The sequence below is a fragment of the Epilithonimonas hungarica genome (assembly GCF_900102265.1).
In the GTDB taxonomy this organism is placed as follows: Bacteria; Bacteroidota; Bacteroidia; order Flavobacteriales; family Weeksellaceae; genus Epilithonimonas; species Epilithonimonas hungarica.
The window spans coordinates 301,589-315,087 of record NZ_FNBH01000001.1 but is presented as its reverse complement, the minus strand read 5'-3'; the positions used below and the strand labels follow the sequence as shown (position 1 = coordinate 315,087).

Here is a 13,499-nt window from a genome sequence, read left to right as displayed (position 1 = left end):
TCAATTTGTAAATTTTTTATATCGAACTCACGTTAATTAATATTTACCAATAAAAATTACCGATCATCTGCATCCCGAAAGTCTGGAAAATACATAGATAGAAAAGGACTTTGAATTGGTTAGAATTAATATCCTTCAATAAAACCAAGAAATAAGGAACCAAAAACAAACAAGCTCTTGCCGTCTCTCCCGTTCCATATGCTCCAGTCAAAAGCATTGCGGAAATGGCTGTTATGGCTGAAAAAAAGAGGATATTAATATTTCGGTTTTCAAAAACTTCCGTTCCATTTTTCCTGGAAAAGAAGACTGCTAAAAAACCGAAAGACAAAAACAGAAATATCTCGCCGATATCTTCCAGCCTTGTCATCAGATAAACAAATGGCTGATGAAACAGTCTGAAACCATCAGGATTTTCAGAATGAGAAGCCAATAAAAATGTTTCTAATTGATCATATCCAGTAGTAATATAAATAATTGCAAAAGCCAAGACAAAAACAGCAACACTCATCAGGCTCAGCCAAACAAAATTCCATTTCCCCTTCAATAAAAAATAGAAACTGACACAGCCTAAAAATGCAAATAAGAACAATCCTGAGAATGTTAAAAGATTAGTCAAAACCAATCCTGAAGAAATCAATAAAAAAGAAATAGCATCAATTTTTTTCTGATGAAAAATCTTCGCAAATCCTAACAGGAAAATCAATGTTGAAGTTAAAACCAATGCATCTATCGAAACCAAAAGATAAATATTGACAGAAGGGATCACCGCAAACAATAGCAGCATCCATTTCCTTCTTGTTTCTTCAAAGCCGAGATAGACTAAAACCTGATAAAACAATGGAAATGATAAACACCCAATGGCAAAAAATACAATGGCCAAAGTCTCGATATTAGAAATATTCAGAATCCAAAAATGCAAAAGCGTCACAAATGGAGGATGCGTTTTGGTGTGCATTTGAAATTGCTCGAGATTCTTCGCAAAATCTCTCAGCCAAATCTGTCCGTCGGTAATGTTGATGGCATCAGCATAATATTGTCTTCCTTTAAAATAAAATGGCCGGAGGAAAGCAATATCAAAATCTCCTTGACTCAGATTCCCTAATAAAACCAAAACAATAGCAATCAAAAAGAGAAGATACACATTCAGTTTTTCGGCATACTTAAAAGCAAAAATACCGAAAACTAAAAACAGAAAAGCAAAGACAAATCCACTCCAAAGAAACTGATTGGGATAGATGACAGAAATAGGGAAAAGAATACCTGTTCCTGTGTAACCGCCATTGTTCTGATAATAAAAATTAGCACCAGCAATCGCGACCCAAATGAATATCGCAACAAAAAAGACCAGCCAAGGAAAGCTTTTAAGATTGGCCCATTGTAATTTTTCTCCCATTCAAAATGTGTTTTCTTGTTTTTAATTGTCAAAAATATTAATAAAACTTCAGAATGTTCATTAATTTTTTGTGATTTTGGTTAAACACAAAGGCACAATGTTTTTCACAAAGCACACAAAAATTAATAATGTGAACCTTATGTACTTAAAAAATGTAAGAATTACAGAAAATCTAGTGTGAATTTTTTGTTTTTTAAAAAGACACAAAGTTAATCCCAAAGCAAACCAAAATTGACGAAGTCAAATCCTCGTGAACTTAAACCAAATTCATTAAATAAAAACCTTGTGAACTTTGTGTTTAAACTACTTATTCAGAATCTCAAACACAAAAGTAGTAGAAGTCTCGAATTCCCCACCCTGAGTTGCTCCAAATAAAAACCGAGGCGTTTCCCCATCTTTATCCAACAGCAACATCGGACGTTCCAATCTTCCAAATCGATTAAGGTGTTTCGGAGGAGTTGGTTCATGGATATAGCTTTTCATATCCAGGTAGGCGATCTCCGGTTTTGTCCACTTAATGCCATCTTTTGTAATGAGATGCAAACCATATTCGTGGTTATAAAATCCCATATCCCTTGCTATCATATGGAATTCGCCTTTCTCTTTCCATACAAAAGCATCTTCCAATTGAGCATTATCCGGCTGGTTAGAAAAATCGATGACAGGATTCTCAGACACTTTCTCGTAAGGTCCGGTTGGAGAATCTGCTTTTGCGAGTCCGTATTTTCGGTTACCCCGGACGGAGCCTTTTTGCGTTTCATATTCCTGCGTGTTCCAGGATTTGTAGAACAGCCAATATTTTCCATCGTTGCCTTTCACAAAAGCAGGATTGGTGGTACAATGATCATCCCAGGCACCTTCTTTTCCCGGAAGAAGCAATGGTTTGTCCGGTCGAGTCCAATCGCCATCCAGAGTTTTGGAAGTTGCCAAGCCTATCCTTTTGGTATTGGTTTTTCCGTTGGAGTTCCCCATAAAAAACAACAGATACTCGTCACCAACTTTCTTGATGAGTGGATTATGGCAAGTGGTCGCATCCCAAAACCCTTCCCCTCTCGGAGAAAGCACAACCTGCTTATGCTCGAATGGATGAAATGGCGAATCCGCTTCTGCACGACAGATCTCAGAACCTTTGATCCAACCACCCATTCCTTTTTCTTTTTTCCATCGAGAGTAGAACAGATGAACCTTCCCGTCTTCTCCCCAGATTGGAGAGCTGCACCAGATATAATAACCTTCCAAAGAAAACTGTCGCCCAATGGGTTTCAAATTGAAATAAGGCTTATCAGAAAAATCAAATCCTTTGGTGAATGACGAACCAAAAAACACCGCAGCCATTCCCAATGCAGAGGTTTGGAGAAAATCTTTTCGGCTAAAGTCTTTGGATGTATTCATTTTGTATGATTTTCAGCTAAGTTATAGGAATTGGGTTGAGGAAGTGTCCTGCGGTTTGATGGTATTAGTATTAATAGCGTCGGGCTTTAGCCCAAATTTAGGCTAAAGCCACTTTTCTATTTTCCGATTGAATGGGCTAAAGCCCATTCCCATTGATATTGTTTTCAAATTACTTTATAATGATCTCGCTCGTATCTATAATAAATAGGCACAAGCAAGATGCTTGCGCCAGCGGTGGGAGGTGAGTGTTTTTGGGTGAATTGGGAATTGTGGTTATATTTGAATTATTAAAATCATAAATATCTCAAGACCCCCCGCTGGTGCGAGCGTCACGCTCGCACTTGCAATAGGCACAAGCAAGATGCTTGCACCAGCGTGAGGAAAGGATTATTAGAAATCCCGACGTCGCGGATTTGTAATCCGTGACAACAAGTTTTTAAATCACCACTGACATACTGTCGTCATACTGACCTTTTACCTTTGTTTTATATCAATTTAAAAACAAAAGAAAATGGATAAAACAACATTCAATTCAATAAGAATTATTACTGCAGATATCAAGCGGTTGGTTCAGTTTTATGAATCGGCAACAGGTTCAGCAGCACGATGGGCAACGGATGATTTTGCAGAAATCGTTTCAGAAAATTTTACGATAGCTATCGGGAGCATGCGCACACTGGTTTTCTTCGGAGCGGGCATTGCCGAACCCTCGGCCAATAAAAGTGTCATCATAGAATTTCTGGTTGAGGATGTAGATAATGAATATATGAGAATTAAGGATTTGATAGATGAGATTGTCCAGGAACCAACAACAATGCCTTGGGGTAACCGTTCTCTGTTATTTCGTGATCCGGACGGAAATTTAATTAATTTTTTCACGCCTTTAACTGTTGAAGCGAAAAAGAAATTCTCGGTTATCAAAAAAAATTGAACTCAGAAAAAAAACAAAAAAGCACAGACCAAAAATCTGTGCTTTCTATTTTATAAAAGTCTAATTACTTCTTCTTTGCCGGAGCTTTTTTTGCAGCAGGCTTTTTAGCAGTAGTTGCTTTCTTAGCGGCTGGTTTCTTTTTCTCAGCAAAAGCTTTCGGGTCTTGTGCTGTGATCCATTTTTTCACCTCATCCAGAGAAACGTCTTTCAGGTCGTCTGCCTCATATTTGGAATCATCTTTCTTTTTTGGGATCTTGTAAATGTTCTTTCCGTGTTTTACTATAGGTCCCCATCTTGCATTCTCGATAGAGATCTTTTCTGCTTCCCAATGCTGGATGTACCGGTTGGCTTCTTTTTCTAGTTTCGCATCGATCAATTCGTTGATATCGCTTTGAGAAAGATTATCGAAGTTATATTTCTTAGGAACATTCACGAAGATGCTTTTGTACTTGATAAAAGGCCCGAATCTTCCCGTTCCTTTGGTTACAGGCTCTCCTTTATAGGTTGCAATCGGTGCATCAGCCACTTTTTTTTCATTGATGATTTCCTCTGCGCGATTTTGATCTACAGATAATGGATCCTCGCCCTTTGGAATACTGATGTAAGTCTCGCCCCATTTTACATAAGGGCCAAATCTTCCTACCCCAACAGAAACAGCCTGTCCATCAACATCGTTAAGATCAAAAGGCAACTTGAATAATTCCAACGCCTCTTCCAAGGTGATCGTTGAAATATTCTGATTCGCCATCAAGGATGCAAACGTTGGCTTTTCCTCATCGTCCTGTTCTCCGATCTGTATCATTGGACCAAATCTCCCGATCCTTGCATGAACATTCTTTCCTGTTTTCGGATCTACACCCAGGATTCTCTCACCATTCGCACGATCGGCATTTTCCTCAACATCTTCGATCCTTGGATGGAATTTGGAGTAGAAATCCGTCATCATTTCTTTCCACTTCTGGTCGCCGTTTGCTATCTCATCAAAACCTTCTTCTACTCTTGCCGTGAATCCATAATCCAGAATCTCGGCAAAATTGTTGGTCAGGAAGTCATTCACAACTTCGCCGATATCCGTCGGAACGAATTTATTTTTGTCACCACCAAATTTCTCCTCAAGAACTTCTTTTTTGACGCCGGATTTGCCCAAAGTCATTTTTACGATCTCTCTTGTTTGTGGTTCTATTTCTCTTTTGTCAACATATTCACGATTCTGGATGGTTTGAATGGTCGGCGCATACGTCGATGGACGACCGATTCCCAATTCTTCCAGTTTCTTGACCAAGCCGGCTTCTGTAAATCTTGCAGACGGTCTCGTAAATTTTTCTGTTGCTGTTATTTTTTTATAGTCAAGAGCTTCGCCAACAGCTACTTTCGGCAGTAATTTTTCGTTGTTTTCCTCATCGTCATCTTCAGTTTTCACAATCCCGTAAGCTTTTAGGAAACCATCGAAAACGATGACCTCACCTTGCGCTTCGAAATGTTGCGGTAATTTCGCATTACCGATCTCTATGACCGTTTTTTCAATTTTCGCATTTTCCATCTGCGAAGCCAAAGTTCTTCTGTAGATCAATTGATATAACTTGTTCAACTGGACATCACCAATAGACTTCACAGAAAAATCCGTCGGACGGATCGCTTCGTGCGCTTCCTGTGCGGAAGATGATTTGGTAGTATAATTTCTGGGCTTGGAATAATTCTCTCCGTATTCTGAGATGATCTGTGCTTTTGCTCCATTGATCGCTTCTTGGGAAAGATTCACGGAATCCGTTCTCATATAAGTGATGAATCCTTCTTCATACAGTCTTTGCGCCAAACGCATGGTGGTAGTCACTCCGTAACCCAGTCTGGAAGAAGCTTCCTGCTGCAAAGTGGATGTTGTGAACGGCGCAGATGCTGTACGAGATCCCGGCTTGGTCTCTACATTCAGGACTTTGAAGTCTGTGGTTTTCGCCAATTCCAAGAAGTTTTCTGCATCTTTCTCTTTCTCAAAATCTTTTTTCAGTTTGGCAGCGATCTCCTGTTTTGCATTGTTAAGGAAAGTGCCTTCCAATTTGAAGCTCGGCTTCGGGACAAAACCTCTGATCTCTTTTTCTCTTTCTACAACCAATCTTACCGCAACGGATTGAACACGCCCTGCAGAAAGACCTGTTTTCACTTTTTTCCAAAGAACCGGTGACATCTCGAAACCTACGATCCTGTCCAGAACTCGTCTTGCCTGTTGTGCATTTACGAGGTTTTGGTCAATATCTCTAGGATTCTCTATAGCTTTCAGAATCGCATTTTTGGTGATCTCATGAAAAACGATTCTTTTTCTGTTTTCAGGTTTCAGTTTTAGTTCGTCTGCCAAATGCCATGCAATAGCTTCTCCCTCGCGATCCTCATCGGAAGCCAGCCAAACCATATCTGCTTTTTTAACTGCAGCTTTCAGTTCTGTCACCAGTTTCTTCTTATCTGCAGAAACTTCATAGTCAGGCGTGAAACTCGACAAGTCGATTCCCATCCCTTTTTTAGGCAGATCACGGATGTGCCCGAAACTGGACTTGACCTCGAAATCTGACCCTAAATATTTCTGAATTGTTTTTGCTTTTGCCGGAGACTCGACGATCACTAAATTTTTTGGCATCCTGAAAAATTTTTGCAAAAGTAGGAGTTTTTTATTTTATATAGAGTATTTGTAATGATTCAAAAAAACTATTGGTCCAAAAGGGCCATATTTCTAATTCAAAAAAGCCTGCATCAATTGATGCAGGCGTGAGTTCTAATTATGAAGTAAGATCTATTTTTTTATAATTTTCTGAGAATAAGCATTTCCAGCTTTATCATTTGCAACAAGCAAATATGTCCCTGAGCTTAATTGTTTGATCGATATTGAATTTTCAATGATTTCTTTCTGTAATACGATCTTCCCATTCATATCATACAATTTGGCCTCAATAGGTACAAATCCTTTTTTAGCTTTGAAGTTAACAATATCATTACTTGGATTAGGATAAACGGTAAATAATCCTTTATCATCCTGAACATCGGAAACGGCCAATGTAGACCCCTCTACAATATTCAGCGTTGTATTAGGCGTTACATTCTCAACTGTATCCACTTTTCCGGATGGCCATTTTACAACAACTTTGGCAATCGCAGTGGCCTGCCCAATACCAAAATGAGTATTAAGTGTACTCATATTACCGAAACCTGTACCACTTTGCACATCACGGATCTGTTTACCCCATGTTCCGTAGATCTCTACTCTTGCTCCGATTCCGTTTCTGTTACTCTGAACTCCTTTTAATGTAACCTTTAGCCATTTGTTGCTATTTCCGTTATTGATCAGGATATTCTGCCCACTTTGAATATCTAAAAATCCATCGTTATTAAGATCCCCAACAGGTCTACGATAGATATTCAGATTGTATGGATTGCCGTTGGGAGTGAACTTGAAGTTGCCATCGCCAAACATTATCGTATTTCCCGCACCCAATATATCAAGGAAGCCGTCATTATCAAAATCGTATGTTACATATTCTCTACTAGAGTCCAGAATATTTTCATACCCGGAACCTGCTGTAACATCTGAGAAAGTGCCGTCCCCGTTATTTTTCATGACTTTGTTTAGTCCATCGGTATCAGAATTTATCCCGATCATGGCGTCCATCAATCCATCATTATTGAAATCTCCCCAAGCTGCTGACCAACTCTGGGAAGGCTCTGCCAGATTAGCCGTGCTAGCTACATTGGTAAAGGTCCCGTTTCCGTTATTTCTGTGCAGCTCATCAATATTTCCTCCAACTCCTGAGCCGCCTTCTCCACATTTTGCAATGAAAAGATCAAGGTCTCCGTCATTGTCATAATCTGTCCATGTTGAAGCATAGTTCCCGCCTGAAGGGAAATCGCCTAAGCCACCACGATTGTGATTCATATTGGTGCCGTCATTCAGATAATATCTGTTAGGGCCGTTGTCATCACACACAAAAGCATCCAGTTTTCCATCATTATTGATATCCACAAAATTGGTACGCTGTGTCAGGTAGTTTTGGGTCTTTCTTTCAACCGTATATCCTGTACCTGTAGCATTGGCTTTCACAAAAGTTACACCTGTTGACGAGCCATAGATCAGATCATTAAAACCATTGTTATCGTAATCTCCTGCAGCAATACTCCACTCCGGCTCTACTGTGGTACTTGGAATCGTATAAGTAACGTCAGTAAATCCTCCGCCCGTTTTTTGGTGGGAAATGACAATTTTTGTTCTATTGACCACAGAGACAATATCATCCAGATAATCTCCATTCATATCTACGATGCAATTATTATATGCTGAAGATGCCCCACTTACGATTTGGGAAGTGAACGAAAGTCTGTCTGGTACGGCTACAGATTCTGATAATTTGAATTGAAATCCTGAGCTGCTCCATTTATTATCAAAAACGATATAATATGTAGTGTTGGCAGCACCTCTGAAATTTACCTGCGCAGAATATCCGGAAAAATCATCATTGCTAACTAAACACGCTAATGTTGTACAATCGCCGGAATAGACCATGATCCTCGTATCATTTGTTTGACCTGCAATTACTGTTGACACAGTGACATTCATGTCTTGGGTCGGCGTGTATTTATACCAAGCCCCGGCTGTTCCAATGCCATACTCCAACCCGCATGCAGAAGGAGCTGCAGTTCCATTAATTCCGGCAACCGTATAGGTTCCCACCGCAGTAAGATTTACGGCGTTGCTACAAGATGTTTGTGCCATTCCAAAAGAGATAGAACACATCAAAGTAAGTAGTAATAGTTTCTTCATATCTGTTATAAGTTTTTTTTAATTACAAGTTTGAGTTAATGAACTGATCCATTCCTGGACCAATAGGAGACCTTCGTCATGTACAACTGTTCTTCCCAACAACGGCATCATATTGCTACCATCTGTAGATTGAAGTCTATAATGCATGACCGATTTGTTATAATTTCCTGGCGCAACGATCTTTGAAATGGTTGAGCTAACAGGCTCTGCTGCCGTCAAGCATACTCCAAGGTTTGTCAAGTTTGTGGTCTGATTAAATTGCAATCTTAAAGCACGATAATCACAACGCGCATTTTGCTGATGACAGTGGGAACAATTTGCATCGAGATAGGAACGCAAACGGATATCCACAGGCTTACTTGTATCATGATAATCTACAGTAGAGTTAATTGTGGCAGGATAACTCGCTAAATAACCTTCATCCACAAGTTTTTGCAACTGATTTTTAATATTCGTAGTAGAATAATTATAGATGTTATTCAAATTTTGAGGCTTGGTTCCAATGGGAATTGCTTTACCATCTAATCTATGGCAGGCGAAACAGTTATCTTCTGAAGGTATCCTGTAATCCGTTGAAATCACATCACCATTTTGCTTCTTAAACGTGATACTTTGTGTGCTACCACTTTCAAAATCTTCCCCGGTTAAAAGAGTGGCTTCTGTTTGCGCATCATTCCAAATATATTCTGCAAATATCCAACCCGTGGATTTTCTTATCATCAATCTTGTTTCGATGATCTTCGTCGTATTATTGGGTTGTAAAGTATTATAATAAAAATTCTTTATCAAAGTTGTTCCAACTGGAAAATCGAGTGTTTTGCCATCTTCCTCATATTTAGCTTTTGTACCCTCGGGCATCCAAATAAACCTTTTCTTCAGAGCATAATCCGTAAACAGGGAACTTGCCGGCTCATAAGGGATCACTTTGGCTACTGGTGTCAAATCTTTCAGGTCTCCACTAAAGAAAGAATAGGTCGATAATTTGGAATACGGAACAGCATTGATATCAAAATTGACTGTAGATCCTGAAATTGAAGATTCTATCACAGTACCATCATCTTCTTTACAAGAAAACAATAAAAAAAGTGATACGATGTATAAAAAATAGATTTTTTTCATTAATTATGGTTTTTTGACAACGAATATAAATATTTAATCTTATTTCTCAAGTCTTTCCAAATCAAAAATTATTAAATTTGCCAACTTAATGATCATTTCATCAATAAATGGTGCATTGAGTTGATTTTAGAAAAAAAAACAAAAAACCTTAACGCCATCATATCTGTAATCATATTGCAGTATTATAATCAGAAATGCATCGCTTTTTCATCCATTTATATTATTTTATTTCTAACAACCGACTGGTTTCCATTGCAACAGCTTTGGGAATTCTTATCATTTGTGGATTTTTCGCTTCCAGAATTAATTTTGAGGAAGACATCAATCAGATCATTCCGAAAAACGAAAAGTCTGATCTGACCGCAAAAGTGCTGAAGCAACTCAATTTTTCAGATAAGATCATTGTCATCATTGAGAACAAATCGAAAGATGATAATTTCCAGCTTTCGGAAACAGCCGATACTTTTTTAAACAAGATCGAACCTTTAAAAAAACACATCGGTTCCGTTCAGGGAAAAGTAAACGACAATGAGATTTCCGAGACGTTTGATTTCGTCAATCAAAATCTCCCCTTGTTTCTTGATGAAAATGATTACCAAGAAATCGAAAGAAAGCTCAATAAAGACAGCATCGCAAAACAGGTTGAGAACAATTATGTTTCATTGGTTTCGCCGACAAGTCTTGTGACGAAAGAATTTATTAAAAAAGACCCACTCGGAATCACTTTTCTTGGAATCAAAAAACTGAATGCTTTGAATATCAGCAAAGATTTTAAGCTGGAAGATAATTACATCGTCACCAAAGACGGAAAAAATCTTCTGCTTTTTATTGACCCGAAAAACAAAAGCAACGATACCAAAAACAATGAAGTTTTCGTCAATCAGCTGAACGAAATAAAAGATAATCTCAACACACAATTCAAAGGAAAAACAGAGATCAGCTATTTTGGTTCGCCTGTAATTGCAGTTGCCAACGCACAACAAATCAAAAAAGATATTCAGAATACGGTTATTATTTCGATGACGGTCCTTTTGATTTTGTTGATCTATTATTTTAGGAATTTTTTTACGCCTTTGATCGTCTTTTTGCCGACAGTTTTCGCAGTGTTCATTTCGTTGATGGTCTTATATTTTATCAAAGATAAAATTTCGGCAATTTCACTCAGCGTTGGAGCCATTCTCATTGGAATCACGATTGATTATGCGCTTCATATTTTGACACATTACAAGCACAACAACAATATTGAAGAGCTTTATAAGGAAATTACACAACCGATCATTTTGAGCAGCGCAACAACGGCTGTTTCATTTTTATGTCTCGTTTTCGTTCGTTCAGAAGCTTTGAAAGACCTCGGACTTTTTGCTGCGATCACGGTGTTCTTGTCTTCTTTTACAGCGTTGATAATTGTTCCTCAACTGTATCATCCGAAAGAAAAAACAGATGAAGTTAACAAAAATTTCATCGATAAGATAGGAAACTATCCTTACGAAAAGAACAAACCTTTGATGATCGGGTGTTCTTTGATGATCATTGCCTGCCTTTTCGGGTTTCGTCATGTAGGTTTTAATGAAGATATCGGCGATCTGAATTATATCCCGAAAGATCTGAAAATCAGTGAAGCCAAGCTTGAGAAATTATCGGACATTACTTCAAAATCGATCTACACAATTTCTTACGGGAATTCTGAAAGTGAAGCGTTGGCGAGAAATTCAAAGTTGAGCCAGTTTTTGGAAAAAGAAAAGCAGGAAGGGAAAATCCTAAGCTATAATTCGCTTGGAAATGTTGTTCTATCCAAAGAAGACCAACAAAAAAAGGTTGAAAAATGGGATCAATTCTGGAATCAAAATAAGAAAAATCAGACGATCTCTGATCTGGCTCAAAACGGAAATAAATTTGGGTTCAATGCTTCTGCTTTTGATCAGTTCAATGAAAATCTTAATAGATCCTACTCTACTTTAAGTTTAAAAGATTACGAAAAAATAAAAGCACTACAAATCTCAGAATTCCTAAGCAATGATAATGGTTTTTACACCGTTTCCAATGTTGTAAAAGTTGATGAGAAGAAAAGAGATGCTTTTATAAAAGACGTCGAAAAAAACCATGAAGCTTTGGCAATCGACCGTCAACAGATGAATGAGAACTTTTTGGGCTTGCTGAAAAATGATTTCAATACCTTAATTAATTATTCTCTTTTAGCGATAATTCTAACCATCATTGTTTTCTTCAAAAATTTTGAATTATCTGTCCTCACAATGTTCCCGATTGTTTTGACGGGAGTTGTGACTGCAGGAATCCTCTATTTTCTTGGACTGGAATTGAATATTTTCAGCACCGTTGTCTGCACTTTGGTTTTCGGAGTCGGAGACGATTTCAGTATTTTCCTGACGAAGGCGATGCAAAAAGAACATACAACCGGAAAAAATGAACTTCCTACATACCGAATTTCGATTATCTTAGCCGTTTTCACAACGATTCTTTCGATTGGTTCTTTGATTTTCGCAAAACATCCGGCTTTACATTCTTTAGCTCTGGTTGCTTTGATCGGAATGTTTTCCGTGATTGTCATTACGTCGACTTTATATCCATTCTGGTTTAGATTTTTAATTATCAACAGACAGAAAAAAGGATTATCGCCGATCACTTTTAGGTTATTTTTAAATTCTGTTCTATCATTTTTATATTACGGTTTAGGCGGATCGGTTTTTTCAGCGATTGGAAGTATTTTCGTGAAACGTTCGAAAGGAAGAACTTTAGATCTCATCAAATTAATTTTAGCAAAATTTCTGACATCCGTTTTATATTCAAATCCGTTTGTCAAGAAAAAAGTGATCAGAAATCCGAATGAAGATTTCAGTAAACCTGCGATCATCATTGCCAACCACACTTCTTTTCTTGACACATTGGCGATTGCAATGGCAACACATAAGATTGTCTATCTTGTGAATGATTGGGTCTGGAACTCCCCGGTTTTTGGAAAATTAGTTAAAGCTCTTGGGTTTTTCCCGGTTTCTCAAGGCATCGAAAACGGAAAAGAAAAATTGAAAGAAAAAATAGACCAGGGTTATTCTCTTGTGGTTTTTCCGGAAGCAGAACGATCTTATACCAACAACATAAAACGATTTCACAAAGGTGCATTTTACTTGGCAGAAGAATACGACCTGGATATTCTTCCGATCTATATCCACGGAAATTCTGAAGTTTTACCGAAAGGCGACTTTATCATATATGATGGAAGCATAACTGTAAAAGTAGGTAACAGGGTCCTGAAAGACGACCAAAGTTTCGGTAAAAATTACACGGAAAGAACAAAAAAGATCAATGCCTATTTCCGAGTCGAGTTTGCCAAACTGAGAAGTGAGATCGAAGATGAAAATTATTTCAGGAAGAAATTATTTCTAAGTTTTCTTTACAAGGAAAACGAAGTTGTTAAAGAATTGAAACAGGATTTTGAAAAGAACAAATCAGTTTATTTTGAACTGAACAAGCATCTTCCAACCGACGCCAATATTCTGCACATTGCAGATGACTTTGGCCAAAAAGATGTATTAATGACACTTCAACAGGCCGGAAGGAAAATATTCAGTTTAATAAAGAATAAAGAAAAAAGAGAAGTCGCTGAAAATAATTATATTGTCAAAAGAAGGAAGATAAATTACATCAATAACATTTCCGAGATCTCGAAAAACATTGATATTCTATTGGTATCCGACAAAAATTTTGACTTCAATGAAATTGAGATTTTACCAAAGAAAATCATTTTATTAGATATTGATGAGCCTAATTTTCAAAATTCAGATTTCAATTTAATATTCAAATCGGATTCAATTAACATATTCTGCCACGAATAATAAATATGAAAAGTATATTTT

At 37.7% G+C, this 13,499-nt stretch carries 7 protein-coding genes; 2 read left to right on the top strand and 5 right to left on the bottom strand.

All coding sequences use genetic code 11. The features are described 5' to 3' along the window. Positions 1–43 precede the first annotated feature (43 nt). Positions 44–1,393 carry a hypothetical protein gene (locus tag BLT30_RS01425; protein WP_089870802.1) on the bottom strand — a complete coding sequence of 450 codons (1,350 nt, stop codon included), beginning with the start codon at positions 1,391–1,393 and terminating at the stop codon, positions 44–46. 303 nt (positions 1,394–1,696) lie between these two features. Further along, positions 1,697–2,785, bottom strand: a complete 1,089-nt coding sequence (locus tag BLT30_RS01420) for a glycoside hydrolase family protein (RefSeq protein ID WP_089870800.1) — start codon at positions 2,783–2,785, stop codon at positions 1,697–1,699. 511 nt (positions 2,786–3,296) lie between these two features. Between BLT30_RS01420 and BLT30_RS01415 the strand changes: the two genes are divergently transcribed. Then, positions 3,297–3,716 (top strand): VOC family protein, encoded by a 420-nt coding sequence (locus tag BLT30_RS01415; RefSeq protein ID WP_089870798.1) that lies wholly within the window; start codon positions 3,297–3,299, stop codon positions 3,714–3,716. 64 nt (positions 3,717–3,780) lie between these two features. On the opposite strand, the gene topA is transcribed toward BLT30_RS01415, so the two are convergent. From topA to BLT30_RS01400, 3 genes are all read right to left on the bottom strand, one after another. Beyond that, positions 3,781–6,339, bottom strand: coding sequence for a type I DNA topoisomerase (gene topA, locus BLT30_RS01410; protein ID WP_089870796.1), 2,559 nt, complete (start codon positions 6,337–6,339; stop codon positions 3,781–3,783). A gap of 153 nt (positions 6,340–6,492) precedes the next feature. Further along, positions 6,493–8,511: an FG-GAP-like repeat-containing protein gene (locus BLT30_RS01405; protein ID WP_089870795.1), complete on the bottom strand. Its 2,019-nt coding sequence runs from the start codon at positions 8,509–8,511 to the stop codon at positions 6,493–6,495. Positions 8,512–8,529: 18 nt separating this feature from the next. Beyond that, positions 8,530–9,630 (bottom strand): hypothetical protein, encoded by a 1,101-nt coding sequence (locus BLT30_RS01400; protein WP_089870793.1) that lies wholly within the window; start codon positions 9,628–9,630, stop codon positions 8,530–8,532. A gap of 194 nt (positions 9,631–9,824) precedes the next feature. On the opposite strand from BLT30_RS01400, the gene BLT30_RS01395 reads away from it, so the two are divergent. Further along, complete coding sequence (locus BLT30_RS01395) at positions 9,825–13,478, top strand: MMPL family transporter (RefSeq protein WP_089870792.1); 3,654 nt, start codon at positions 9,825–9,827, stop codon at positions 13,476–13,478. The last annotated feature ends 21 nt before the right edge of the window (positions 13,479–13,499 follow it).